24 protein-coding genes and 1 pseudogene are annotated in these 26,387 nt (G+C 63.0%); 7 read left to right on the top strand and 18 right to left on the bottom strand.

Annotated features, from left to right (window positions below):
- Nucleotides 1–75: 75 nt before the first annotated feature.
- The 4 genes from NMD14_06875 to NMD14_06860 all read right to left on the bottom strand — a co-directional run bounded on the left by NMD14_06875 (nt 76) and on the right by NMD14_06860 (nt 3,066).
- A complete protein-coding gene (locus tag NMD14_06875; protein ID XEI34117.1) occupies nt 76–384 on the bottom strand; it encodes a SelT/SelW/SelH family protein in 309 nt (102 codons plus the stop codon).
- Between the two features lie 77 nt (nt 385–461).
- On the bottom strand, nt 462–1,586 hold the full coding sequence (locus tag NMD14_06870) for an adenosylhomocysteinase (protein ID XEI34116.1): 1,125 nt from the start codon (nt 1,584–1,586) through the stop codon (nt 462–464).
- A gap of 182 nt (nt 1,587–1,768) precedes the next feature.
- Nucleotides 1,769–2,506, bottom strand: coding sequence for a hypothetical protein (locus NMD14_06865; protein XEI34115.1), 738 nt, complete (start codon nt 2,504–2,506; stop codon nt 1,769–1,771).
- Nucleotides 2,506–3,066 carry a YceI family protein gene (locus NMD14_06860; protein ID XEI34114.1) on the bottom strand — a complete coding sequence of 187 codons (561 nt, stop codon included), beginning with the start codon at nt 3,064–3,066 and terminating at the stop codon, nt 2,506–2,508. The genes NMD14_06865 and NMD14_06860 overlap by 1 nt, the downstream gene beginning before the upstream one ends.
- Before the next feature lie 109 nt (nt 3,067–3,175).
- Here NMD14_06860 and NMD14_06855 point away from each other — a divergent pair, with 109 nt between their 5' ends.
- The gene (locus NMD14_06855) at nt 3,176–4,078 is read left to right on the top strand and encodes a LysR family transcriptional regulator (GenBank protein XEI34113.1); all 903 of its coding nucleotides are present in this window, start codon (nt 3,176–3,178) and stop codon (nt 4,076–4,078) included.
- Nucleotides 4,079–4,133: 55 nt separating this feature from the next.
- Here NMD14_06855 and NMD14_06850 read toward each other — a convergent pair whose 3' ends face one another.
- A complete protein-coding gene (locus NMD14_06850; GenBank protein ID XEI34112.1) occupies nt 4,134–4,562 on the bottom strand; it encodes a hypothetical protein in 429 nt (142 codons plus the stop codon).
- A 67-nt stretch (nt 4,563–4,629) separates the two neighbouring features.
- Between NMD14_06850 and NMD14_06845 the strand changes: the two genes are divergently transcribed.
- The gene (locus NMD14_06845) at nt 4,630–6,360 is read left to right on the top strand and encodes a formate--tetrahydrofolate ligase (protein ID XEI34111.1); all 1,731 of its coding nucleotides are present in this window, start codon (nt 4,630–4,632) and stop codon (nt 6,358–6,360) included.
- 234 nt (nt 6,361–6,594) lie between these two features.
- The gene (locus NMD14_06840) at nt 6,595–7,224 is read left to right on the top strand and encodes an NAD(P)H-binding protein (GenBank protein XEI34110.1); all 630 of its coding nucleotides are present in this window, start codon (nt 6,595–6,597) and stop codon (nt 7,222–7,224) included.
- Nucleotides 7,225–7,394: 170 nt separating this feature from the next.
- On the opposite strand, the gene NMD14_06835 is transcribed toward NMD14_06840, so the two are convergent.
- The 10 genes from NMD14_06835 to NMD14_06790 form a co-directional block, all read right to left on the bottom strand.
- Entirely contained in the window at nt 7,395–9,089 is a 1,695-nt protein-coding gene (locus tag NMD14_06835; GenBank protein XEI34109.1) for a pyridoxal-dependent decarboxylase, read from the bottom strand.
- A 343-nt stretch (nt 9,090–9,432) separates the two neighbouring features.
- The gene (locus tag NMD14_06830) at nt 9,433–10,632 is read right to left on the bottom strand and encodes an ABC transporter permease (protein XEI34108.1); all 1,200 of its coding nucleotides are present in this window, start codon (nt 10,630–10,632) and stop codon (nt 9,433–9,435) included.
- Nucleotides 10,632–11,846, bottom strand: coding sequence for an ABC transporter permease (locus tag NMD14_06825; protein XEI34107.1), 1,215 nt, complete (start codon nt 11,844–11,846; stop codon nt 10,632–10,634). Before NMD14_06825 ends, NMD14_06830 begins: the two co-directional genes overlap by 1 nt.
- Nucleotides 11,847–12,545 (bottom strand): ABC transporter ATP-binding protein, encoded by a 699-nt coding sequence (locus NMD14_06820; protein XEI34106.1) that lies wholly within the window; start codon nt 12,543–12,545, stop codon nt 11,847–11,849.
- Entirely contained in the window at nt 12,538–13,677 is a 1,140-nt protein-coding gene (locus NMD14_06815) for an efflux RND transporter periplasmic adaptor subunit (protein XEI34105.1), read from the bottom strand. The genes NMD14_06820 and NMD14_06815 overlap by 8 nt, the downstream gene beginning before the upstream one ends.
- 27 nt (nt 13,678–13,704) lie before the next feature.
- Nucleotides 13,705–16,881: an efflux RND transporter permease subunit gene (locus NMD14_06810; GenBank protein ID XEI34104.1), complete on the bottom strand. Its 3,177-nt coding sequence runs from the start codon at nt 16,879–16,881 to the stop codon at nt 13,705–13,707.
- Entirely contained in the window at nt 16,874–17,914 is a 1,041-nt protein-coding gene (locus NMD14_06805; protein ID XEI34720.1) for an efflux RND transporter periplasmic adaptor subunit, read from the bottom strand. The genes NMD14_06810 and NMD14_06805 overlap by 8 nt, the downstream gene beginning before the upstream one ends.
- A 41-nt stretch (nt 17,915–17,955) precedes the next feature.
- Complete coding sequence (locus NMD14_06800; GenBank protein XEI34103.1) at nt 17,956–18,426, bottom strand: YeeE/YedE family protein; 471 nt, start codon at nt 18,424–18,426, stop codon at nt 17,956–17,958.
- A 13-nt stretch (nt 18,427–18,439) separates the two neighbouring features.
- Nucleotides 18,440–18,853, bottom strand: coding sequence for a YeeE/YedE family protein (locus NMD14_06795; GenBank protein XEI34102.1), 414 nt, complete (start codon nt 18,851–18,853; stop codon nt 18,440–18,442).
- Nucleotides 18,853–19,167 (bottom strand): metalloregulator ArsR/SmtB family transcription factor, encoded by a 315-nt coding sequence (locus tag NMD14_06790; GenBank protein XEI34101.1) that lies wholly within the window; start codon nt 19,165–19,167, stop codon nt 18,853–18,855. The genes NMD14_06795 and NMD14_06790 overlap by 1 nt, the downstream gene beginning before the upstream one ends.
- 88 nt (nt 19,168–19,255) lie before the next feature.
- Between NMD14_06790 and NMD14_06785 the strand changes: the two genes are divergently transcribed.
- The 4 genes and pseudogenes from NMD14_06785 to NMD14_06770 all read left to right on the top strand — a co-directional run bounded on the left by NMD14_06785 (nt 19,256) and on the right by NMD14_06770 (nt 22,446).
- Nucleotides 19,256–19,441, top strand: a complete 186-nt coding sequence (locus NMD14_06785) for a DUF2892 domain-containing protein (protein XEI34100.1) — start codon at nt 19,256–19,258, stop codon at nt 19,439–19,441.
- Between the two features lie 54 nt (nt 19,442–19,495).
- Entirely contained in the window at nt 19,496–20,767 is a 1,272-nt protein-coding gene (locus NMD14_06780; protein ID XEI34099.1) for an NAD(P)/FAD-dependent oxidoreductase, read from the top strand.
- A 329-nt stretch (nt 20,768–21,096) separates the two neighbouring features.
- Nucleotides 21,097–21,501 carry a hypothetical protein gene (locus NMD14_06775; protein XEI34098.1) on the top strand — a complete coding sequence of 135 codons (405 nt, stop codon included), beginning with the start codon at nt 21,097–21,099 and terminating at the stop codon, nt 21,499–21,501.
- Between the two features lie 217 nt (nt 21,502–21,718).
- Nucleotides 21,719–22,446 (top strand): annotated as a pseudogene (locus tag NMD14_06770) (MgtC/SapB family protein).
- 99 nt (nt 22,447–22,545) lie between these two features.
- Here the strand turns inward: NMD14_06770 and NMD14_06765 are convergent.
- Genes NMD14_06765 through NMD14_06755 form a run of 3 tightly spaced genes read right to left on the bottom strand, consistent with a single transcriptional unit; the run spans nt 22,546 to nt 26,363 of the window.
- A complete protein-coding gene (locus NMD14_06765) occupies nt 22,546–23,556 on the bottom strand; it encodes a LacI family DNA-binding transcriptional regulator (GenBank protein ID XEI34097.1) in 1,011 nt (336 codons plus the stop codon).
- A gap of 27 nt (nt 23,557–23,583) precedes the next feature.
- Nucleotides 23,584–24,999 carry a sucrose-6-phosphate hydrolase gene (locus tag NMD14_06760; protein ID XEI34096.1) on the bottom strand — a complete coding sequence of 472 codons (1,416 nt, stop codon included), beginning with the start codon at nt 24,997–24,999 and terminating at the stop codon, nt 23,584–23,586.
- Nucleotides 24,999–26,363 (bottom strand): sucrose-specific PTS transporter subunit IIBC, encoded by a 1,365-nt coding sequence (locus NMD14_06755; protein ID XEI34095.1) that lies wholly within the window; start codon nt 26,361–26,363, stop codon nt 24,999–25,001. Before NMD14_06755 ends, NMD14_06760 begins: the two co-directional genes overlap by 1 nt.
- Nucleotides 26,364–26,387 lie beyond the last annotated feature (24 nt).

Genomic DNA, 26,387 nt, shown 5'->3' with positions numbered 1-26,387 from the left:
AGAGGGAGGCCATGGCCTCCCTCTCCTTTTTCTCTCATGCTGAACACCTTTTCGAGGCGCTCGGCACATCTGGCGTTACTCGGCCGCCTTGCGATCCGAGTGGCCGAGATCCCGCTCAGGGGCGATGAGATCGCGCACCCGCTGCTTGATCTCCTTGGCCTCGGGGAAGCCGTCATCGACCACCCGATCCCACACCTGCACCCCGCCCACCAGAATGCGGAACTCTCCCTTGCTGGCCGGCACCAGCGCCACCTCCCCCAGCTCACTGTCGAAGGTGGAGAGCAGCTCCTGCGCCAGCCAGGCGGCGCGCAGCATCCAGCGACAGAGGGTGCAGTAGCGGATTTCGATGCGGGGTTTGCTGATCAGGGTTTCAGACTCGGTCATCAGTGACTCCATAAAAAACGGACAATGGCGGGACGTGGCGTACCTGTCGCCCAATGGCCGATCCCGGTTTGGTCAAATCAGTGCTGCTCAACCCCATGAAAATCGGCCAGCCAATGGCGGGCAATGGTACGCATCACCGATTCTGGCAGCTCGAACAGGCCGGGAGCAAGAGGGGCTACCGCCAGCATCCGGATCCCTTCCATGATCTCCGCCAGCACCAGATAGACATATTCGCCAATCACGGCGCCATGGACGAAGTTGACCGCCTCGCCCCGATTGAGCAGGTAGATTTGGGTACCATCCGGCCGGTTGAGGGCCAGCACGTGGGGGCACACCTCTTCGCTCGACCACGGCAACTGGGCCAGCGAGAAGGCGAACTCGTCGTCGGCAGAGGTGACCGAGGCCACCATGGTGCCGGGGCGCAGCGCCTGCAGATCCGCCAAGTCCAGCGAGCCATTGCCGGTGGAGCAGATCACCAGCTCGGCGCGGCCAAGGGCCTCGGCCTTGGTGATCAGGCGAAAACCGTGAGAGAGCGCGTCGACCTGTCGCAGCACATCGGTCTCCACCAGCCCGAGATGGAGGTTGCGGCAGCGCAGGTCGCGGGCGATGCTGCGCCCCACCTTGCCATAACCAAACAGCACGGCTTCGCAGACGTTGAAGGTGCGGTTGAGGGTGCGGGCCAGCGACTCGGCGGAGTAGACCACGCTCAGACCAATCTGGATATCCTCGGCCTGCTTGAGGGGGCTGCGAGCCACTGACACCACCGGGGTCGCCAGCACCTCCTGCTCATAGCGCTGATGGCCGTTCTCGGTCATCTCCACCACCCCGAGGAAACGGGGGCCGAAGTATTCGCTCAAGATCACCTGGGTTTTGGCGAAGTAACCGCCTATATCGAGGATCAACAGCCGTTCGTGGTGGGCCACCAGCGGGACAATCTGCTGGATGATGCTGTCAGGATCATTGGTCCAGTGCCGGTTAAGGGGCAATACCGGATAGTGCTGGGATACCCACTCCAGGGTCGGGCCGTGTACCGATTTCGGTTTGGGCAAAATGGCGCCGATCCGCCCAATCTGGGCAAGCGCTTCGATAAAACGGGGGCGATCGGGCAGCAGGTGAGTGACCAGCAGAATGCAGAGACCATCGATGCGTCCCTGTCCGGTGAAATGGCGAAAAAACAGATGCTCAGATCCTTGACTGCGCAACTGTGGCCTCCTTATGTGCCGCAAAGCAGGCAAACAGAACCCGGCGCGGCCGGGTTCTGTGTGTGTCCAAATAAAATGAAAATCCTTTTTATCTGAAACACATAGGGGGCTCAATCATTATCTGCCAAGAGTATGAGCGGGTATGCAAAAATGACTGTAATTGCCTGTTTCTCATGCAAAAATCAGTACAAAGAAGCAGCAGGCCACACCCACCACAGGCTGAGTCCGGTTCCCGCGACGGCGAGCAGGCTCAGAGCCCCCCAGCGTACTGGCCACGGTTTGTCGCGCAACGTCCACTCCAGCAGCGGCAGCAACCAGACCGGCAGCAACACCAGCAGCGGCACCTCCACATACTGCCAGGCGAGCATCTGGACGAAGGCGAGGGCCAGCGCCAGTCCGGCAGGAGCCACCTTGATACCCACGAACGTGGCGAGCAGGGCGCGAAAACCGGCAAAAGCGGCCAGCGCACCGGCCAGCTGGGCAATCAGCAGACTGCCATCGATGCCGATCACCAGCGCCAGCCAGATAAAGCCGAGGGCAAACCCGAGCCCCTCGCGGCTGTCACAGCGCAAGGTGCTCCAGCCAAACCAGAGGATGGCGGGCAGCAGCGCCAGCCAGATCCCGGGTTCGCTGGCCAGCACAGAGGCCAATCCCTGCCACCACACCAGCGCACTGATAACGGCAAAGAGCAGCAGCGAGCCGCGCAGATCGTTCACCTGAGCCGCGATGGCAGGGACCAGCAGGGTCAGCGGCAGCCACTGCCACGCCTTTTCCGGCATGCCATAGAGGCCGCCGAGCCAGGATCCCACCAGCCAGAGCGCCAGTGCACCCCACAGATACCCCAGTCGCGGCCAGCGCCACGATAGCAAAGCGGCTCCCAGAGGAGCCGCCAGGGTTTGCAGCAGTAGTGCCGCGCCCATTACTTGCGCACGCCTTCGACAAACAGGTTGATGTTCATCTCGTCCGGAATGCCGGGCAGCATGTAGCTCACGCCAAAGTCACTGCGCTTGATGGTGGTGGAGGCGTTGAAGCCACTGCGGTAGCCGCCCCAGGGATCCTTGCCCTCGCCGATCTTGACCAGATCGAAGGCCACTTCCTTGGCGACGCCGTGCAGGGTCAGGGTCCCTTTCAGCACACCTTTATCCTTGGTGCCCTCGTAAGCGGAGCTGACGAAGGTCATCTTGGGATACTGCTTCACGTCGAGGAAGTCAGGGCTGCGCAGGTGCTTGTCGCGGGCCTCGTGGTTGGAGTCGACGCTGGCGGCATCCACTTCAAAGCTCGCCTTGGCCGCCGCCGGGTTAGCGTCATCCATGCTGAAGGTGCCGCTGAAGGTGTTGAAGCGACCCACCAACTCGGAGAAGCCCAGGTGACCCACCTTGAACTGCACCGTGGTGTGCGCCGCATCCACATCGTAATCTGCCGCCATCAGGGGGGTGGCCATAAACAGGCAGGAGGCCAGCAGAGCCTTGGTCATTTTCATCCGTTCGTTCCTTCATCTTGGGGTTCACATCAGTGGCTAAAATGCTAACCTCGTTATGAAGATGAATAATCAGTGATTTATTAAATACATTATTTACTGAGGATGGAAAATGGACCAGATCGTCGCCATGCGCACCTTTATCAAGGTGGTGGAGTGCCAGAGCTTTACCAAGGCCGCCAACCAGCTCGGCATCTCGGTCGCCATGGCCTCCAAACTGATGCAACAGCTGGAGGAGTCCCTCGCCACGCGGCTGCTGTCGCGCACTACCCGCCAGGTCAATCCCACCGAGGCGGGCCAATTTTACTACCAGCGCTCCCTCGCCCTGCTGGCGGAGCTGGAAGAGACTCACAGCCAGCTGACCCACCACAACCAGCAGCCCAACGGCACCCTCAAGCTCTCGGTGCCGATGGATTTTGGCTATCTGCACCTCTCCCCCGCCCTGCCGCTGTTTCGCCAGCGTTTTCCCGATCTCAAACTCGACATCGAGTACAGCGATCGGCGAGTGGCGCTGGTGGAGGAGGGGTTCGATCTGGCGCTGCGTATCGGCCACCTCAGCGACTCCTCGCTAGTGGCACGCCAGCTGGCCACCATCAAACTGGAACTGTGCGCCAGCCCCGCCTATCTGGCGCGCAAGGGCAGACCGGAAAAACCCGAGGATCTCAAGCAGCACGACTGTCTGATCTACACCCTGACCCAGCCGGAGTGGCACTTCAAACAGAAGGGAGAGGCGCAGAGCATCCGACCGCAGGGGCCGCTGCGGGCCAACAACGGGGTGGCGCTGACCCGCGCCGCTTGTGATGATCAGGGCATCATATTGCAGCCCACCTTTATCGTGGGGGAAGCCCTGCGGACAGGGCAACTGGTGAGCCTGCTGCCGGAGTGGGACAAGGGAGATGTGGGACTTTATGCGGTCTATCCGCACCGCCGCTTCGTTTCGGCCAAGGTGCGCTGCTTTATCGAGTTCGTGCAGGAGCGCTATCTCGCCCCACAACAGTGGGATGCGCCGACCTGATTGCCAAAGCGGAGGGGACTACCTGAATGTCCGGCCTGCTGGCCCGGCTTGAAACCTAGCGCTGGCCGGGGGCGGCGGTGGATGCGGCGACAGGAGTGAGCTTGGCTAGCAGACGTTCCTGCTCGAGGCTTAACTGCCAGCGCGGCAGTCGGGCGCGGATCACCGACAACTGCGGCTCACTGAGGGCATAGGGGAGCGCGACTTCCAGCTCGGGGCAGTCAAACATGGCGGCCAGCTGCAGGATCAAAATGAGGTTTGCCTCGTCGGTCTTGTGCTTGTTGACCCGTTTACGGATCTCGTGGCGCAACTGGGTTTCGGGATCCTGGGTCATCGCCTGCCAGCCGAAACCGAACAACGGCACCAGCGCACTGACAATTCCCAGCGCCGTCATCGGCTGCTTGGGGGGATGATAGAGTGCGTTGAGATCCAGCAGAACAGGATTCTGACGAACCTCATCCCCGCCAAATAAAATCGTTTTCGTCATTGGATTACCCGTTATATTCCACTAGACTGCGCCGCATATTTTACCCCGAAATGCCAACGAGGTGCTGATGCTAAGCGATATCGAGATCTCCCGCCAGTCCCCCCGTCTCTCCATTCACGCGCTGGCCGAACGCCTCGCCATCCCCCAGCACCTGCTCAGCCCTCACGGCCACGACAAAGGCAAGCTCAGCCTCGACCTGCTCAAGTCTCAGCCCAAACAGAGCGGCAAGCTGGTACTGGTGAGCGCCATCACCCCCACCCCGCTCGGTGAAGGGAAGACGGTGACCACCCTTGGCCTCTCCATGGGGCTCAACCATATCGGCCAGCCCAGCATTGCCACCATCCGCCAGCCGAGCCTCGGGCCGGTATTCGGGGTCAAGGGGGGCGCAGCCGGTGGCGGCCACGCCCAGGTGGTGCCGATGGAGGAGATGAACCTCCACCTCACCGGCGATTTTCACGCCCTGACCGCGGCCCACAATCTGGCGGCGGCCGCCCTCGATGCCCGCCTGTTCCACGAGCAGAAACTGGGGGATGCGTTCACCGCCAAAACCGGTTTGCCACGGCTCGATATCGACCCGGCCCATATCCTCTGGCCGCGCACTCTCGACATGAATGACCGCGCCCTACGCCACCTCACCATCGGTCAGGGTGGCGTCGCCGATGGTGTGGAACGCAGCGATCGCTTCGTCATCACCGCCGCCTCCGAGCTGATGGCCATTCTGGCGCTGGCAAGCGATCTTAAAGACCTGCGCCAGCGCATCGGCCGCATCCAGCTGGCCCGCGATATCCACGGCAAGCCCATCACTGCCCAGCAGTTGGAAGTGGCTGGCGCCATGACGGTGCTGCTCAAGGATGCCCTGCAGCCGACCCTGATGCAGACCACCGAACAGACGCCGGTGCTGGTACACGCGGGCCCCTTTGCCAATATCGCCCACGGTAACTCCTCGGTGATCGCCGATCGCATCGCCCTTGGCCTGACCGACTATGTGGTGACCGAAGCGGGTTTTGGCTCCGACATGGGGCTGGAGAAGTTCTTCAACATCAAGAGCCGCCAATCCGGCATTACCCCCGCCTGTGTGGTGCTGGTGGCCACGGTGCGCGGCCTCAAGGCCAACAGCGGCCTGCTCGATATCCGCCCGGGCCAGCCGCTGCCAGTCAGCCTGCAAGGGGAGGATCTGCCGACCCTCAAGCAGGGCTGCGCCAACCTCGCCTGGCATATCCGGAACGCACGCCGCTACGGCGTCCCCGTGGTGGTCGCCATCAACCGCTTCCCCACCGACAGCGAAGCCGAGCTGGCGCTGCTGGCCCATGAGGCGCAGCAGGCCGGTGCCTGTGGCGCAGCCATCTCCAACGCCTTCACCCAGGGTGGCGCCGGTGCCAGCGAGCTGGCCCGCGCCGTGGTCGCCGCCTGCGATCAGCCCGGCAAGGTGAAATTGCTCTACCCCGACGAGATGAGCCTCGATGCCAAGCTGGCAACCTTGGTGGAGTGCGGCTACGGTGGCCGCGGGGTGCAGCTCTCCGACAGAGCCCGCCAGCAGCTGGCGCAACTTTCCGCCGAGGGGTGGGATCACTTGCCCATCTGCGTGGCCAAGACGCCGCTCTCCATCAGCCATGACCCCGCCCTCAAGGGGGTGCCGACCGATTTCGCGGTGCCCATCGACGAAGTGAAACTCTGTGCCGGTGCCGGGTTCGTCTATGCGCTGGCGGGCCCCATCATGACCATGCCGGGGCTGGGCAGTCTCCCTGCCTATCGTCATATTGATATCGATGAAGATGGCGAGATAGTCGGTCTGAGCTAGAGTCAGTTGTCAGCCAGCCTTCCCTGAGTTTCATATCGACGTCGATGAGAACGGAGAGATAGTCGGCCTGAGCTAAATGGCCGGTTGAGGGGGCTGGCGTCGGCCGATTACGCTTCGCTAATCGACCCGAGGATCAACAAACCAGCCAGAAACAACAAGGCCCCACCAATTGACTGATGCTGATAAGCAGCCACCATTGGATCAACATCATCGAATGACACAGGGAGAGCCCCCATGAGCCGGATCCTGATTGCCGGAGCCAGCGGCCTGATCGGTCGCGAACTGGTGCAGCAACTGCCTGCCGAACTTGAACTGACCCTGCTCTGTCGCAAACCGGGCAAGGAGGCGCACCACTGGCTGCCGGTCAATTTTGATGATCTGGCCAGCGTCACCCTCTCCCGCCCGGTCGATATCGCCTTTTGTGCCCTCGGCACCACCCGCAAGGAGGCAGGCTCTGCCGAGGCGTTCCGCCGGGTCGATCTCGACTATGTACTCGCCTTTGCCGAGCTGGCCCGCCGCCACGGTTGTCAGCGGCTGATCGTGGTCTCGAGCATGGGCGCCAACGCATCTTCCCCGGTCCTCTATCCGCGCACCAAGGGGGAGATGGAGCAGGCACTGCTGGCCCAATCCTGGCCGCGGCTCGCCATCGTGCGGCCAGCCATGTTGCTGGGGGATCGCCAGCCACCGCGCCTCTCCGAGCAGATCTTTCAGACCATCTACCCGCTGTTTCGACCGCTGCTGGTGGGCAAGCTCGCCCGCTGGCGCGCCATCGAGGCCCGTCAGGTGGCCCACGCCATGATCGTGCTCTCGACCCTGCCCGCCGGGTGCGAGATTGTCGAAAATGAGCAACTGCTGGCCCTCTGAACCCGGCCATTTCCCCATCGTTTTCCCACCGTCAGCACCACAGCCGTTACACACAACCGTTAAAACAGCAGGGCAAGCCAACCGGCTTGCCCTTCGTTTATCTGTAGGCGTGAGACACCCCAACCACCACTGGCACTATTGGCCGCCATCAGCAGTCAGCGCGAGCGCCATCAACCGCGAATATGGTCGATAAAGGCATCGATCTGTTCGCGGGTGCAGGCAGGGTTCATAAAGACTGCCTTCTCCCCGGCGATGTAGGAGTACTTGCCCCGTGCGTCGTATTCGGAGTGGGCCACCGCCTCCACCCAGTTGGTGTAGAGCCCCACCTTGCCGCGCCCCTTGAACAGGCTGCGGTGGTAATCGGTGTTGCGCTGCAAGCGCGCCTTGTAAGCAGGATCGCTGGAGCGAGCCAGCTCGAAGGCGAATTCGGCCTCCGGATCGCTCACCCACTCGGGGTTGTAAATCTTGAAGCCGACGCTCGGCCCCTGATTCTCCTGCGCCACCAGCTTGACGTTGCCAAGCTGACTTAACCGGAAGCGGAAATAGTTGGCATTTTGCAGGCAGTGGGCCAGCACGGTGCGATACCCCTCCACCCCCATGTAGTTGAGCGCAGCATAAGCACCAAACAGACCGCTCGCGCCGCGGGAGCACTCGATGGTGGATTGCAAGTGAGTCTGGCCCTGAATGTCCCGCTCAAAGTAAGAGAAGTTCTCCGGGTCATTCTCCATCGCCTTGAGATCGCCCTGATCCTTAATCATCACCAGACTGGAGGTGTAGGGCACATAGCCCCACTTCTGGAAGTCGACGGTGAAGGAGTCGGCATATTTCAGCTCGGCAAAGCGCGCCACGTTGCGCTCGATCCCCGCCAGGGTGGCGCTGTTAATGGCGAGTGGGTTGGCAGCAAAGTCGTAATCGAGGAAGAAGATCATCGACCAGCCGATGGCGGCATCGACATGGATGTGTGGCTTGACCGCCACTTCGAACCGTTCGCACAGCCGGTCTCGCAACTCATAGACCGGCTTGACTCTATCCACCCCGAAGGTGTCGGTGGTGCCCATGGTCAGCATGATGGTCGGCACCACGTGCTTCAGGGCAAAGCAAGCGGTCAGGGTGCGCTCGAGATCCACCAGATCAATATCGTTGTTCTCGCCGACCTGAATGCGGATGGTCTTGTGCTCTATGTCCACCCCCAGCAGGGAGAGGTTGGTGATGTTGGAGTAGTGGCCGCCCTGGGAGTTGATGATGCGGTAATCCTGATAGTGACCCAGCCCCTTCTGCTTGGCATCCGGCAGGCTCTTGCGAATGCCGAGCAGGTAGCCGTAGAGGTTACAAAAGGTCCCACCCTGAGTGAAAATACCGGTGGCCCGCTCGGGATCATAACCCGCCAGCAGCGCTATCTGGCGCACCACCTTCTTCTCCAGCTCCTCGGCCACCCCGGCATACTCGGAGTAGACCAGATTGGGGTTGGCCAGGATCCCCAGCTGGGCACCGTAGATGGCAGGATCCGCCGACATGGTGATGACGTTCTCGACGCTGGAGGGGTTCTCCCAATCCTTCGACAAGGCGCCAGCGAACAGCAGCTCGGCCATCGGCTCACCCGGGATGCGCATGGTGGCGGGCACCGGCACGGTCTCGCAGAGATCGGCGAGGCGAGCGCGGCCATCTGGCCAGGCGTTCAGACGCGCATCCGGGGCCAGGCCACGAGCCCGAAATTCGTTGAGGGTGGCAAAGCCGGGTTCGCGAAAAACCGGCCAGAGATCGGGATTGCGCGAGAAAAAGTTGGCTTTGACAGTGGCAAACCGACTGGAGAACTCGGGGCGGACGGCATTGACGCTTTCGTCTTTCAGATAAACTAAGTCACTCATTTTTATACCATTAGCACAGCAAGTGTGCGGCTGTTATACCCCGGTATCAGGGGGGCAAACAGCGACAATATCTAATCGCCTGCCCTACTTTTTATTATGTCTCAGCCATGACAAGGGCTGGCAAGCAGACGCCCCTGAGGCGCCTCTTTATATTTCGTGATCTTGCTCCCATCCTGGCTGACAGCGCGCTCAGTGCTAAAAGTGAACCATCAGCGCAACCCGTAACACGGGGCGGCCACCCTGTGCAAACACCGACAGATTGCACAGAGGATCGTGAGAGTCGCAGAGACACATCTTGCAACCAGTCCTGTTGGTACGAGTGTCAACAGAAACTGGGTAGGGATCACTCCCCTCTCAGGGCAACCACAGGGTCGAGACGCACTGCCCGCAGCGCGGGGGCGACCCCGGCCAGCAGACCGACCAGCGCGCTGCAACCAAGCGCCAGCAGCAGATAGAGAGGATGGAGGGTGAGCGGCAAGCCGGCCGCCAGCAATCCGAGCAGTAGCTTGAGCCCGCCGAGCAGGGCCAGTCCCATAGCCCCGCCCAGCAGCGCAAGCACCACGGCTTCGAGCAGGAACAGCAGTAGGATACGGCGTCGCGGACACCCCAGCGCCATCAGCAAGCCCACTTCGGGGATCCGCTCCTGCTGGGCGATGCTCATGATGCTGAAGATGCCGACCGCCCCGATCAGCAGCGAGATAATGCCGAGCCCGCCAACCGCCAGCTTGATGATGGAGAGGATCTTGTCGAGGCTGGTCAGCATGTCCTGCTGGGAGGTGAGGGTGAAATCCTCGGCGCCGTGGCGGGCGATCAGCAGCCGCCGGATCTGGGCTGTGATATCGGCTTCCGTCTGTCCGGCGCGATAGATGACGTCGATCTCCTGCAGCCCCTCCTTGTTGAACAGCGCCTGGGCGTGAGCGGCGGGCAGATAGATCATGTCATCCAGATCAAAGCCGAGAAATTGCCCCTTGGGGGCCAGCACCCCAGCCACCCGAAAGCGGCGATCACCGGCGCGCAGCAGGCTCCCCGGCGCATCGCCACCGGGAAACAGCTCTGCCGCCACCTTGGCACCCAACACCGCATAGGCTCGGGGCATGGCACTGTCGTCCGCGGGCAGAAAACGCCCCTGCACCAGGGTGAGTCGCCAGCCGGAGAGCGCAGCCGAACCGGTGCCCAGAATGGCGGTACTGCGGGTCAGCCCGCGGCTGCGTACTTCCCCCTGCCCCTGCACCACCGGCAGGGCCGCTTCAATACCCGGTAATCTGGCGAGAGCATCGGCATCCTCCAGCAACAGGGGACGGCTGCTGGAGAGGATGCCGGGCGGGCCGCCGGCGGTTTCGGTCTTGCCCGGGGTCACGGCGATCAGCCGGGTGCCAAATTGGGAGAAGCTGTCGAGCAGATAGAGCCTGAGCCCCTCGCCGATGCCGGTGAGCAGGGTCACCGAGGCGATCCCGATGGCGATACCCAGCGCCGACAGCAGGCTGCGACTGCGCCCCGCCAGCAAGGCGCGCCATAACCAGAACAGCAGATCGGCGGCGCGCATCAGCCACCGCTCCATTGCCCGCTGCGCAGGCTACTGACCGGATCTTGCCGTGCCGCCCGGGAGGCGGGCAGCCAGCTGAAGAAAAGCCCGGTCAGCAGGGCCGCCGGTATGGTGCAGAGGGTCGCGAGCAGAGGGACCGCCGCCGGAAAACCGGGCCAGATCAGCGCGGCAAGGGCCACCAAGGCATAGCCCAACACAGTGCCAAACAGCGCGCCACTGCCGCTCAGCAACAGCGCCTCCCACAAAAACAGCTGGCGGATCTGGCGACTGTCGGCCCCCAGCGCCTTGAGCAGGCCGATCTCGCCGGTGCGCTGGCGGGTGCTGATCAGCGCCAGATTCATCATCATGATGCCAGAGACCAGCAGGCTGATGGCACCGATACCGGCGACGGCCAGGGTGAGGGTCGAGAGAATGGTGGAGAAGGTGGCCAGCATAGCGTCGCGGCGCACCACTGTCACATCGAGCACCCCGTGACGCCCCTGCATCAGCTGCTCCAGTCGCTTGACCAGCGGGGGCACCGCTTGCCCTGCCAGCGGCTGGATCAGCAGCCGAAACAGCCCCTCGGTGTTGAACAGCCGCATGGCGCTACCGACCGGGATCAGCGCGGCCTCGGCCATATCCATCCCCAGATTGCTGCTCTGGCTGGTGAAGACCCCCACCACCCGAAAGCGGCGATTGTCAAAACGCAGCCACAGGCCGACCGGATCGGCCTGACCGAACAGCTCATGGGCCACCTTGGCCCCGAGCAGGACGGCCGGTCGATCCTCTGCGGCATCCCCCGGCAACCAGCGGCCGGAGAGCAGCTCCAGCCCGTGGGTATCGCGCAGCCCGTTGCTGCTGCCAAGCAGCATGGTCTGGCGCAGCCGCGCCCCCTGTTTGGCCTCGGCAAAGCCCATCACCAGCGGCACCAGCCGCACGTTTGGCTGATGCTGGCCAAGGTAGTGCATATCATCGAGAGTGATCTGCCGCAGACTGTTGCCGGTGACCGGCGGCAGCCCGCCGGTGGTCTCCTTGCGGCCCGGGAACATCACCAGCAGATCCTTGCCAAGGGAGCTGAACTGGTCGGCCACATAGCGCCTCGCCCCCTCCCCCAGCGCGGTGAGCAGCAGCACCGAGGTGACGCTCAGACTCACCGCCAGGATCAAGACCAGCGCCCGCGAGCGCTGACGCAATAACGCCACGGCGGCAAAGCGGATAACATCGGGTCGCCGCATTCAGCCACCGCCGCTATGAGTGCTATCGGTGCTGATGCGGCCATCGTTCATCAGGATCCGCCTGCCCGCCCGTTCACCGAGGCGCGGATCGTGGGTCACCACCACCAGCGTGATCCCCTGCTCCCGGTTGAGCCCCTCCAGCAGGGTAATCACCTCCTCACCAGAGCGGGAGTCGAGATTGCCGGTGGGCTCGTCGGCCATGATCAGCCGCGGTGACATGGCCATGGCCCGAGCGATGGCTACCCGCTGACGTTGACCACCGGAGAGCTCGGCAGGGCGGTGTCCGGCCCGGTTCTCCAGCCCCAGCTCCCCCAGCAACTGCTGGCTGCGGCGATGGCGCTCGGCGGGGGCGATCCCGCACAGCATCAGCGGCAGCTCGACGTTTTCACGGGCGGTGAGGCGGGAGATCAGGTGAAACGACTGGAACACGAAACCGATGCGATGGCCACGCAGCTGGGCCAGCGCCGGTTCTGACAGGGTGGCGGTATCCTCCCCTCCCAGCCAGTAACGCCCCTCATCGGGCCGATCGAGCAGCCCCAGCACATTGAGCAGAGTCGATTTGCCGGAGCCCGAGGGGCCCATCACCGCCAGATACTCCCCCTCGGCAACTCGCAGAGAGACGCGATCGAGGGCGGCCACTTCGCTCCCCCCCAGAGTGAAACGACGGCTGACGGCATCAAGGCGAATGAGATCACTCATCCGTCTGCTCCGTGGCGGCGCTGAAAGGGCCCTCCCCGACAATCTGTCCGGGCTGGGCTGCCAGCCGATCACCGGTAGCGAGCCCCTCGGCCACCTCAATCCAGTTCCAGTTCTCCACGCCCCAGCGGGGCACCACCCGCACCAGCTTATCCCCTTCCAGCCGCAGCACACTGCCATCGTCGGCCCGGCTGCTGGCCGCTACCCGCAGCACATCGGTGGCGCGGGTCACCTCGACTTCAAGGTCGGCGCTGTAGCCGATAAGCAGGGGGACATCGGCGGGCAGGGCAGTGAGCGCCGCCTCCACCTCGACGGTGCGGGCCTGTTTCTCCAGCTCCTTCACATAGGGGGCGATACGGGTGACGGTGGCGGCAAAATCGCGCCCGGGCATGGCGTCGAGCAGTACCCGGGCAGACTGCCCCACCTTGAGGCGGGCAGCATCCACCTCATCGATGGGTGCTGAGACATACAGACAGCGATCGTCGATGAGATCGATAACGGGGGGCATGGCCACTCCGGGCGGTGAGGGGGTCATGTATTCGCCCAGCTTGCTGTTGACCTCCGCCACCACTCCGGCAAACGGCGCCAGCAAGCGGCGCTCGCTCAAGCGTGCCTCCACCTGGGCGACCTGAGCCTCGTCAACCCGCTCCTGCTGACGGGATGCGCGGCAGATATAGCGGCGGGTATCGGCCAGATTCTGGGCCTGCTCGGCGAGGGTGCGGGAGGTGAGGTTTTTGGCCAGCAAGGTGGCCAGCCGGTTGGCCTCCCGCTCGTAGTAGGCCGCCTCGCTGCAACGCTCCTCGCGCTGGGTCTTGCCAAGGGCCTGCTGGGCGCGGGCCCGGGCGAGATCGGCGTGAATATCGTCACTCCAGAGGGTCAGCAGCAGATCTCCCTGCGCCACCCGCTCTCCGGCCTTGACGGCGATCTGCTCCACCACGCCACCACCGGGCAGACTGAGTCCGGCCCGCTGACAAGACTTGATGGTGCCAGCCCGGGTGTTGACCACAGTGACCAGCACATCCCCCCGCCCGACCTCAGCCAGTCTGATCGGCGTCGGCTGTGGTCGCCACCACCATGCCAGAGCGGCCACCGCTACCACGGCACCACTTCCCCACCACAACCAACCTCTCTTCATCGCGCATCCTTTCGCTAGTGACTCCCGTCATGAGCGTCGGGAGAGCAGGGCATAATAGAGCAAGGGTATCACCACCAGGGTGAGTAAGGTGGAGACCAGGATCCCGAAAATCAGACTGATGGCCAGTCCGTTGAAGATGGGATCATCGAGGATAAACAGGGCCCCGATCATTGCCGCCAGCGCTGTCAGCAGGATGGGTTTGGCCCGCACCTGCGCCGCTTCGATCACCGCCAGCTCGAATGCCACTCCGGCGCGGCGCTGCTGCTCGATAAAGTCCACCAGCAGGATGCTGTTGCGTACGATGATCCCGGCCAGGGCGATCATCCCGATCATCGAGGTGGCGGTAAACTGGGCCCCCAGCAGGGCGTGACCCGGCATCACCCCGATGAGGGTGAGCGGAATGGGAGCCATGATGATGAGCGGCACCAGATAGGAGCGGAACTGGGCCACCACCAGCAGGTAGATGAGGATCATCCCCACCCCGTAGGCGATGCCCATATCGCGGAAGGTCTCGTAGGTGATCTTCCACTCCCCGTCCCACAACAGCGCTACCTCCCCCAGCTTGTCGGGCTGCTGCACGTAATATTGGGGCAGGTCGATATCGGCACCGGCGGCAAACATGCCGTAGAGCGGGCTGTCGGTATGGCCACCCATGTCGGCCACCACCATCACCATGGGCTGCATGTTCTTGTGCATGATATAGCTGGGGGCCACCTCATCACGACGACTCACCAACTCGGAGACTCGCACCAGCTGGCCGCTCTGGCTGCGCACCTTGAGGGCCAGTACGCCCGCCAGATCCCGTTTGTCACCGGGAGCCAGCTCGATGCGTACTGGCACCGGATACTTGGCGCCGTGACCCTGCAGCCAGCTGGCATCCTGATAACCCACCCCGCCCTTGAGGGTGTTCACCAGATCCCCGAGATCGACCCCGAGCAGGGCCGCCTTGCTGCGATCCACCACCAGCCGCCACTTGGGCTGCGGGTCGGTCAGATAGATATCCACGTCCACCAGATCCGCCGTGGCCACAAAACGGGCCTGTACGGCGCGCGCAGCCGCTTCGCGGGCGGCCTGAGTCGGGCCATAGATTTCGGCAACGATGGGGGACCAGACCGGCGGGCCGGGGGGCACCTCAACGACTTTCAGGTTGCCCCCTGCCGCACTGGCGATGGCCTGCAGCGGCTCCCGAACCGACTGGGCAATCTGGTGGCTGCTGCGATCCCGCTCATGCTTGTCCACCAGATTGACCTGAATATCCCCCACGTTGGCGCCGCTGCGGATAAAGTAGTGGCGCACCAGGCCGTTGAAATTGATGGGGGCCGCACTGCCGGCGTAGATCTGGTAATCCTTCACCTCGGGCACCTTGGCAAGCTCCCGCCCGACCACCAGCAGGGTGCGCTCAGTCTGTTCAAGCGTTGCCCCCTCCGGCATATCGAGCACCAGCTGAAATTCAGATTTGTTGTCAAAGGGGAGCATCTTGAGCACCACCCACTGCACCACCGGCATGGCGGTGGCGGCCCCGACCAGCAGCAACACCACCAGCCAGAGTTTGCGTCTGGCGCGCTTGGCGCCATCACCGATCAGAAAAGGGGTCATCAGCCGGTGAAAAAGACCCGCCTTGGCCTCGCCGTGGGCCCCGTGCGCCTCCCCCTTGAGCAAATGGCTCGCCAGCCAGGGGGAGAAGATAAAGGCCACCAGCAGGGAGATAAGCATCCCCATGCTGGCATTGATGGGGATGGGGCTCATGTAGGGGCCCATCAGGCCGCTGACAAAAGCCATCGGCAGCAGGGCCGCGATGACGGTCAGGGTCGCCAGTATGGTCGGCCCCCCCACCTCGTCCACCGCCCCCGGAATCAGATCCTTGAGCGCCCCCTTGTCCAGGCCGCGATGGCGGTGGATGTTCTCCACCACCACAATGGCGTCATCCACCAGAATGCCGATGGAGAAGATCAGCGCAAACAGCGACACCCGGTTGAGGGTAAAGCCCCAGGCCCAGCTGGCAAACAGGGCCAGTGCCAGGGTGATGACGATGGCAACGCCCACCACCAGCGCCTCGCGCCAACCCATGCTCACCAGCACCAGCAGCACCACCGCCGTGGTGGCAAAAATCAGCTTGCCGATCAGGGTGTTGGATTTGGTCTCGGCGGTGACGCCGTAGTCCCGGGTCACCGTCACCTCGACCCCGGCAGGGATAAGCCGGTTCTGCAAACTTTCGACCCGCGCCTCTACCCGCTTGGCCACATCGACCGCGTTCTGACCCGGCTGCTTGCCGATGGCCAGAGTCACCGCCGGATAACTGGCTTGCCCCTGCCCCATCCAGCTGCGTTTGGTCGGAGTCTCCTGACCCAGAGAGACCCTGGCCACCTCCCCCAGATAGACCGGCTTGCCGTCGTGCAGCCCCACCACCAGCTCGCGGGCCTGCTGCTCGCTTTGCAGGAACTGCCCCACCTGCACCTTGATCTCACTGTTGTCCTGCTCGATGGCCTGTGTCGTGCCTACCTGATTGGCGGCCGAAAGGCGCTGACTCAGCTCGCCCCAGCTGATGCCGTGGGCGCTGAGGGCTACCGGATCCGGCATCACCCGCAACACGGCGCTCTGGCTGCCCAGCGTGTAAATATCGCGGGTACCGGGAATGCGCTTGAGTTCGGTCTCCAGCTCATGGGCGACCCGGGTCAGCTCGGGAGCCCCCAGTTGCTTGCTCCCCTCTTTGTTCCACTCTTTGCTCCATAAGGTCAGACTGACGATGGGGACATCATCGATCCCCCGGGGTTTCACCAGCGGCTGACCGACTCCGATCCCCTGTGGCAACCAGTCGCGGTTGGAGTCGAGCTGGTTGTTGAGATCGACGATAGCCTGCTCGCGGCTCACCCCCACCTTGAACACCACCACCAGCAGGGCACCATCGGGTTGGGAAAAAGAGTAGAGGGTATCAATTCCCTTTATCTGGGAGACCACCTGCTCGGCAGGGGTGGTAACGAGGGATTCCACCTCTGCCGGGGTGGCTCCCGGGAAGGGAATATAGACATCAGCGAAGGTGACATCGATCTGCGGCTCCTCCTCCTTGGGGGTCACCAGCACCGCAAACAGGCCGAGCAACAGCCCCACCAGCGCCAGCAGCGGGGTGATGGCCGAGCCCTGAAACAGCGCAGCCAGCCGACCGGCAGGCCCTAGCCTACCGCTGTTGCCGTTCAGCTCGCTACTCATGGGCCACCTCCTGCTGCTGCGCCCAGCCATCGGGGGCCAGCTTGTCACCGGCTTGCAGCCCGGCCAGGATCTCGCACTGTCCCTCGATGCAATGGCCGACCCGCACCGGCGTCAGGGCCCAGCCAGAGGGCTGCTGCAGATAGACGCCGTTGAACTCCCCTTGCCGCAGCAGGGCGCGATCCGGCACCTGCAACACCTGACGCTCACCCTGCTTGAGCTGCACCTTGAGCCACATGCCGGGCAATACCCCGGCAGTTTGCGGCGGCAAGTCGAGGCGCAACCTGAAGGCGTGGCTCTGGCTGTCGGCATAGTTAAAGCGGGTCAATTTGACCGGGGTAACAGACTTGCCATCCGGCAGCAGCACCTGCACATCCGCAGGCTCACGAGCCAGCGTCAGGGCGGATTGGGGCAACTCTACCTCCACCCGCAAGGTGTCGAGAGAGAAGCCGGAGAGCAGCGGGGTACCGGGGGCGACAGTCTCCCCCAACTCCACCAGCCGTTTGGTCACCACTCCGGCGTAGGGAGCCAGAATGCGGGTATAACCGTAGGCCTCGCGGGCCTGAGTGAGGGCCGCATCGGCAGCGTTCACCTCGGCGCGGGCGGCGCGATCCGTCGCCTGGGCATTGTCGAGCTGGGCCCGGGTGATCACTCCCTTGGCAATCAGCGCCTGAAAGCGGGCGAGCTGGCGCTCGGCTTCCACTTGCTGGGCCTGTGCCCGCGCCAGCCGCGCCTCGGCACCGGAAACGGCGGCAAACTGCTCCTTGCCGCTGATCTCCAGCAGCGGCTGTCCCGCCTGCACCTGATCGTTCACATCCACCAGCATGCGGGAGACCCGGCCGCTGGTCTGGGCCGCCACCGTCCCCTGATTGATGGCACTGACAGTGCCATCCAGCGTCAGCCAGTCGGTCACCGGCTGTGGCGCCACTGTCAACGGGGGCTCTGGCTCCCCGTCTGCGGCAAAGGCCCGGGGGGATATCATGGCCTGCGATGTCATCACCAATAAGGTGATCCCCAGCAACCGGATCTTTTCCATCATTACTCTCCTTCCCTGACGTAATCTGTCACTTCACGGGATCAGGCGGTATGGGACTGGCGCACCTTATCCACTCCCCGAGCTGGCGCCTTGGTCAGCACCCTGGCCAGTCCTTTGTCAAACAGCAAGATCCCGGCCACCATGGCCGCTATAAACAACATTATCATGGGCTGCCCGCTGGAAATGAGACTCAGAGCAGGCCCCGGGCAGATGCCCACCAGCCCCCAGCCGATGCCAAACAGCGCCGCCCCGCCGATCAGCCGGCGCTCCAGTCTGGGAGCCGGTACGGCGACGATGGGCTCCCCCAGCACACTCTGGCGACGGGGTTTCACCAGTAGAAAATAACCCGGCATAAAGACCAGCAGGGCCCCTCCCATCACGAAGGCGAGGCTGGGATCCCAGGCCCCGGCCAGATCGAGAAAACCGGTGACCCGGGCGGGATCCATCATGCCGGAGATGGCCATCCCCAGTCCGAACAACACACCCGCAAACAAACTTGTCAGCAACTTCATGGCAATCAGCCCCTTACAGCAGATGATGAGTGACGAAGACGGTGATAAAGCCAGCCGCCATAAAGGTCAGGGTGGCGACGATGGAGCGCAGGGAGAGCCGCCCCATGCCACAGATGCCGTGGCCGCTGGTGCAGCCATTGCCAAGACGGGTACCGACCCCGACCAGCAGACCGGCCAGCAGCACAACGGGCCAGCCGGGCAAGGTGGTGAATGCGGGTATAGTGGCCCAACCCAGAGTCAGCGCCAACCAGGCGCCCGCCCCGAGCCCCAGCAGAAACAGCACCCGCCACGGCGCACGGTGTTGCAGCGCACCGGCCAGAATGCCGCTGATCCCGGCCACCCGGCCGTTGAACAACATCAAGATCAGGGCCGACAGCCCCGCCAGCATGCCACCGCCCAAAGAGAGCAGCCATTGGCTTTCCATCATCAAGATTCCTTATTTTCCGAGTGACAAAAATGGGTTTGCAGCGCCCCCAGCACATCGGCGGCCGCCTCGCTCACCAGCGAGTAGTAGATCTGCTGGGAGACCTTGCGCGAACGGATCAGGCCGTAGCGCTTGAGCACCGACAACTGCTGGGAGAAGGCCGACTGCCCGAGTTGGCTATGGGCCAGCAGCTCCCCGACCCCCTTCTCCCCCTCCACCAGCTGGCAGAGCACCATCAGGCGTTCGGGATGAGCCAACGCCTTGAGCAGGGAGGCGGCGGCTGTCGCATGTCTGTTCATCTCGTCGAATTGGCTCATAAGAGTAAATTAGCAATTGCTGATATTTGTTCTATTGTATAAAACAACACTAAATTAGCAACATCTAAAGTAGAGAAGGAGAAAGACCATGACAGTAGATAACGGAGTCAGAATCGTCGCGGGTTGCATGTTGCTGCTCTCGCTGATCCTTACCACCTGGGTTCATCCGGGCTTTGTCTGGTTGAGTGCCTTTGTCGGGGTCAACCTGATCCAGAGCGCCTTCACCGGTTTCTGCCCGGCAGCGATGATCCTCAAACGGATAGGATTTAAATAACAGGGTCGGATGACCCGGCTCACATGAGCGTGTAATAAACGCAGGAGGCTGAACATGGCAACGGTAATCGTCATCGGCGCGGGTCTCGGGGGCATGTCTGCCGCCTACGAACTCAAGGCCGAACTGGGCAAGCAGCATGAGGTGATCCTCATCAATGACAAGCCGGACTTTGAATTTACCCCCTCCAACCCCTGGATTGCCGTCCAGTGGCGGGAGCGCAAGGAGACCTCGATCCCCATCGAACCCCATGTGAAGAAAAAGGGGATCCGCTTTATCCATGCCGCCCTGACCGAGCTGCAACCAGCCGCGCAGCAGCTCACCCTCTCTGATGGCCAGACCCTGCGTTACGACTTTCTGGCGATCTGTACCGGTCCGGCCCTCGCCTTTGACGAGGTGGCAGGGGCTGGCCCCGAATCCGGTGGCACCACCAGCGTCTGTACCCTCTCCCACGCCGAAGAGTGCCGCCACAGTGTCAGCGCACTGGTCGATGAGCCCGGCCCGGTAATTGTCGGCGCCATGCCGGGCGCCTCCTGCTTCGGCCCCGCCTACGAGTATGCGTTCATCCTCGATCGCCACCTGCGCGACAAGAAGGTGAGAAAGAATGTGCCCATGACCTTTGTCACCAGCGAGCCCTACATCGGCCACCTTGGTCTCAACGGCGTGGGGGACTCCAAGGGGATGCTGGAGAGCGAATTGCGGATGCGCGACGTGCAGTGGATCTGCAATGCCCGCACCGTGGCGGCGCAAGATGGCCAGATGACGGTGGAGGAGCTGGACGATGAGGGCAACATCAAGCGCACCCACACTCTGCCCTACAAACACGCCATGATGCTGCCCGCCTTTGTCGGCATTGCACCGCTGCGGGGTATCGAGGGGCTGGTCAATCCCCGCGGCTTTGTCATCGTCGACGAACACCAGCGCAACCCCGCCTTCCCGCAGATTTACGCCGCCGGTGTCTGCATCGCCATTGCACCGCCGCACAAGACGCCGGTACCGACCGGGGTGCCCAAGACCGGCTATATGATTGAGGCAATGGTGCGCACCCTGAGCCACAACATCAAGGCGGAGCTCAACGGCCAGCCGCCGGTGACCAAGGCAGTGTGGAATGCCATCTGTCTGGCAGACATGGGGGACACAGGTGCCGCCTTCGTCGCCATGCCGCAGATCCCGCCGCGCAACGTCGCCTGGTTCAAGAAAGGAAAGTGGGTCCATCTGGCCAAGATCGCCTTCGAGAAGTACTTCCTGCACAAAATGCAGGTGGGCGATACCGAGCCCATCTACGAAAAACTGATGCTCAAATACCTTGGCATCGACAAGACCGAATGACCCCGCAGACCCGGCCCTCGCCGGGTCTGCTTTTTACGGCCCTGCGCGGCAAAACGGGGCTTTCGATTATGTTTCAAGATGTTGCTGCAAGCGGCGCGGGGTTTACCCTGCCCGCCGCCTCGGCTATCATTCGAGCCTCTTATCAATAGCGGAGACCATCAGTGGGCAACTCATCAAGTGACAGTTGTAGACCGACCCTCATCGTCGGTACCAAGGTCGCGAGCTAGCCGCAGGTCTTTCTCTGCCGCATGCTCGCAACCCTGCGAGAAGCGGAAATCCACTCCCCTCTTCTCCCTTTTTACGTTTCTGCTTCCCACAAGGAGGCTGCTATGCGTTTTATCTCAATCAAACCGGCTGCGGATCGCGCGGTAGCAACAGGTTCTGTTGCTACCCGGGCTCATCCCCTGTTGAGCCGGCTCGGCCGTGGCATGCTGCCACGCTGGCTGGGCGGCAAACCGCGTCAGCACCACTACCGGCTGCAGATCCGCTGTGAGGATCGCGCCGATATGGAGCAGGTGCTGGCTCTGGTGAACCACACCCTGCAACCCGCTGGGCTGCAACCGATGCAATCGATGAAGCCGGGTCGCGGCGGCGGGCGAGAGCTGGTGCTCAACCTGCAGTGCACCCCGCCCCAGCGACGCTATCTGGTGCAGTTCGTTCATCAGGTCGGAGTAGCACATCCGGTGCGCTGGCAACTGCGCCCGCGCATCGACTGCGATCCCGAACTCAACTGACCGCACACCTGCGTTAACCACAGTGAAAGGGGCCAGCCACGCTGGCCCCGCTTGTTGCGTCCTCTCTGAGCGTCAGGGCATCTGATGATGCTCGCGCCCCGGGACGCCGCGTTTTGTTTGTCTGCTGGCCATCCACGCAATCATCCCCTGATCCATCCGCCTCCCGGCGTTTCATCATGGATTGCGCCAAGCCAGCGCTTATCAGAAGGAGTACGCCATGAAGATGTGGCAACAAATTGACATGATCTCCCTGCTCGACACCCTGGCCAGCCTGCTGCTCGCCTTTGTGCTTGGCAGTCTGGTCGGGCTGGAGCGCCAGTACCGCCAACGTACCGCAGGCCTTCGCACCAACGTGCTGGTCGCCGTGGGAGCCGCGCTGTTTGTCAGTCTGGCCCAGCGTATCTATGACCTGCACGGCGGCAACTACAACGTGGTCCATGTGGTGGCCTATATCGTCTCCGGCATCGGCTTTCTCGGCGCCGGCGTCATCATGCGCGAGTAGGGCAATATCCGCGGCATCAACACCGCCGCCACCCTGTGGGGGGTAGCTGCGGTCGGCGCCGCCTGTGGCGCAGGGCTGGCGATGGAGGCAATTCTGGGCGCCCTGTTCGTGCTGGCCGCCAACACCCTGCTGCGACCGCTGGTCAATCAGAACAACCGCCGCCCGGTGGACAATACCGACACCGAAGTGACCTACAAAGTGACGGCGCTGACCCAGCGCGAGCATCAAAAAGAGGTGCTGCACTGGCTCGAAGAGATGCTGGAGCAGGCCAACTACCCCTTGAGCGAACTCGATATCGAGCCGTTTGGCGAGGGGGATCTGGAGATCTCGGCGGTGCTGCTCGCCACCTCCATCGATGGCGACGAGCTGGATGCCCTGATACAAAGGCTGGCCATCCCCCCCATATCGAGCAGGTGTTCTGGCGTACCAGCACCACAGATTGATCTGTCGGTCAGAGGAACGAACCATCCGCAGACAGCAAAAAGCCCCGCCAGCGATGGCAGGGCTTCTCATATGGGATGGGTGAGGGTGACAGGGCGTGGCTAGCGGCGACTGCGCCAGCGCACCCTGGGGGTGATCACTTGGGCGGTCTGCGCCGGGGGATTGCCCGCGATCAGTTGCTGCATCAGCTCGAAGGCGGCGCGGGCCAGCGCCGGACAATCCTGCGCCACCGAGTCGATGCGCATGGGAATGCAGTCGAGCAGGTCGTGATCATCGAAGGTGCACAGCCGCATCCCCGTCTCCATCAACCCCGCCTCGTTGAGGTAGCGCAGTACCCCTTCCAGCAAAGTAAATGAGGCGGTAAAAAGCCCCCTGGGGGGCGCCCCCAACTCGGCCACCAGCTCGGCCATCAGCTGATAACCGGAGCTCGGCTGGTAGTCGCGATGGCGCACTCGGGCTGCATCGGCTTCCAAACCGGCGCGATGAAGCCCAAGCTCATACCCCGCCAGCCGGTGACGACTGGGGGAGAGATCCAGCAAACCGCCGAAGTAGTAGATCTCCTCGCCACACTCGCTGGCCATGTCCCGCACCAGCTCGGCGGTCGCCTTGCAGGCATCGGAAATAACCATGGGCAGGCGCGACTCGCCGATATGGCGGTCGAGCTGCACCACCGGCAGGCGGTCGTGAATGCGGGCATAGGTGTTATCGCTGTGGCCGCTGGAGGCGACAATCAGCCCGTCCACCTGACGGCTGATGAGGTTGTCCACCACCCGCTGCTCGAGGGCGGGATCATCCTCGGAGCAGGCGATGAGCAACTGGATGCCCGCCTCCCGACAGTGCGCTTCGAGGGCGCGGGCGATGCGGGCAAAACCGAAGTTAGTGAGATCGGGGATCACCAGGCCCCAGGTGTAACTGCGGGTCTCGCGCAGGGAGCGGGCGTGAAAGCTCGGCAAGTAGTGGCACTCATCCGCCACAGCCTGAATGCGCTTGCGGGTATCGTCGGCGATGCGGTACTCCGCACTCTTCCCGTTGAGCACCAGACTGGCGGTCGCCTTGGACACCCCCGCCAGTTCGGCGATCTGGGCAATCGTGATCCGTTTCTTCTTCTCCACCTGGCCTCCCGGCTGACTAGAACCGGGCTATTGTACTAGGCACGCCGCCAGCGGCCAGTGATTGAGGCAAATTTTGCAGCCATCATCGCCGTTACCCGATGAAAGTTGCGGCTTTTCCCCGGGGAAGTAGCGCGCCGACAGGCTGTGGCGGCCGTCATCGATGAAACACTCCAGACTGGAGCTGTCGCACAGCACGGTGATCCGCCCGCCAGCCCATGGGCTACTGCGGGTTTCCCATGCGCCGCTCTGCCAATTCTGGCGCCGCAGGGTGATGCGCCCCGGCTGCCACACCAGCTCGGCCACGGCGCCGAACCAGAGGCTCCCCTCACCGCACAGATCCAGATCGAGCCAGGCCGAGTCGATGGCCAGCCCAGTAAACTCGCCAGGTGTCCCCTCGATATGGGTCATTTCCCCCTTCAGTGCCGCCAGCTCCGCCACCGGCCGCTGGCAGAGCCACTCATCTTGCCAGAACAGCTCCCGCGGACAGCTCATCTGGTGGATCCAGCCGTGAGCGACTGTGGGCTGGCTCATCTCATTCTCCTCCGGTAGCCCCAGCCAGCCAAACAGCAAACGCCGCCCCTGACTGTCCTGGGTGGTCTGGGGGGCATAGAACTCGAAGCCCCGATCCAGCTCGTGAAAAGCCCCGTGCTCGAAGTGCTCACCGTCGAAGTCACCCGCCAACCAGCCGCACTGGTAGAGGTTGCGATAATCCTCCCCCACCGGGGCAATCCCCTGCGGGCAGCTGATCAGCACATGGCGCTCACCAAGCGCAAACAGATCCGGGCACTCCCACATATAGCCAAACTCACAGAGCCCGCCGCGCCCGCTACCGGCGATGGGGCCTACCAGCTGCCAGCTTTGCAGGGTGTCGCCGCGATAGAGCAGCACTTCGCCCTTGTCATCCAGGGTGCGCGCCCCAAGCACCATCAGCCACTGCTGGCCGTCGTGCCACACCTTGGGGTCACGCACATGGCCGCTGTAACCAACGGGCAGATCCAGCACGGGGCCCAGCTTGGCAAAACCACCCTCACCGTCGGCACGGGCCAGACACTGATAGGCGGTGCGGCTGCCATCCGGGTATTTGACGTTGCCAGTGTAGATGAGGGTCAGGCGCCCCTGCTCGTCGCTCACCGCCGAACCGGAATAGCAGCCGTGGCTCTCATAGGCTTCGGTGGGCAACAGCGCCACCGGCTCATGCTGCCAATGCAGCAGATCGGTGGAGGTGACATGGCCCCAGCCCTTGTTGCGGTGCTCGCAGCCGAGCGGGTTCCACTGGTAGAAGAGGTGGTAGCGCCCGTCATGCTCGATAAAACCGTTGGGATCGTTGAGCAGCCCCACCGGGGCTGCCAGATGCCAGCGGGGCCGATGGGGATCGGCCGCCGCCTTGAGCTGTCCGGCCAGCAACGACCGGACAATCTGGTTCAGGAGATGACTTTCCTTCATCACTCCACCTTGTACTTGAGCAGGTAGGAAGCGGCGAAGGCGGCGCCAAAGGCGATCACCAGCCCGATGATGTAGTTAATAAGGCTCATGGGCTGGACGATGGCCATGCCGGGAATACCGGTCAACCCCACCGCCGTCATCCCAACCTTGGCAGCCACCACATAGGCGCCGCCGCAGGCCCCGCCAAACAGACCGGCGAGGAAGGGTTTGATGTAGCGCAGGTTAACCCCGAAGATGGCCGCTTCCGTGATACCGAGCAGACAGGACATGGCCGCAGGCACGGTAATGGCCCTGATCTTCACATCACGGGTCTTGAAGTAGACCGCGAGGCAAGCCCCGCCCTGCGCCACGTTGGCCATCGCCCAGATGGGCAGCAGGAAGTTGACGCCAATCTGCGGATTGGCCAGCAATCCTGCCTCGATGGCGTGGAAGCTGTGATGGATGCCGGTGATGACGATCAGCGAATAGGTGCCGCCAAACACCAGCCCCGCCAGCCAGCCGGCCTGCTCATAGAGGGCGCTCAGACCGAACGAGATGCCATCCCCCAGCACCCGACCCGCCGGGCCGATAAACAGCAGCGCCACGAAACCGGTGATGATGACGGTCAGGAACGGCGTGAGGATCAGATCCAGTGCATCCGGAATGCGCTTGCGCAGCTGTTTCTCCAGATGGGACATAAACCAGACCGCCAGCAGCACCGGGAAGACGGTGCCCTGATAGCCGATCATCGCCACATCGAGCCCGAAGAAGTCCATGGTCTTGAAGCCACCGGCCACGCCCCAGGCGTTGGTCAACGCCGGGTGGGTGAGAATGCCGCCGAGGGTCGCCCCGAGGTACGGATTACCGCCAAACTCCCGCGCAGCCGTAAAACCGATGAGGATCGGCAATATGATAAAGGCCGCCGAGCTGAACATGTCGAGCATCACAAACAGGGCGCTGTCGGCATTGACCCAGCCGTAGGTGCGCACCATGCCGAGCAGCCCCATCAGCAGGCCGGAGGCGACGATGGCCGGAATGATCGGCACGAAGATGTTGGAGAGGGTTCGCGCCAGCCGCTGGGCCACATTGAGCTTGGCCGTCGCCATATCGGTCAGCTCCGCCTTGCTGGCCATCCCGGTGCCGGTCAGCGCCACGAACTCGGCATAGACCTTGTTGACCAGACCGGTACCGAAGATCACCTGAATTTGGCCCGCGTTGCTAAAGCACCCCTTGACCCCCTCCAGCTTGTCGATGGCGGCCTTGTTCACCTTGCTGTCATCGGCCAGCACCAGCCGCAGCCGGGTGGCGCAGTGGGCGGCGCTGACGATGTTCTCCTTGCCCCCGAGCAGGGGCACCAGATCCTTGGCTATCGCACTGATATTCATATTCTTCCTCTTATGACCCGCCAC

This window comes from Aeromonas veronii, assembly GCA_041319085.1.
Classification (GTDB): domain Bacteria; phylum Pseudomonadota; class Gammaproteobacteria; order Enterobacterales; family Aeromonadaceae; genus Aeromonas; species Aeromonas veronii_F.
This window is presented reverse-complemented; position numbering and strand designations above follow the sequence as displayed.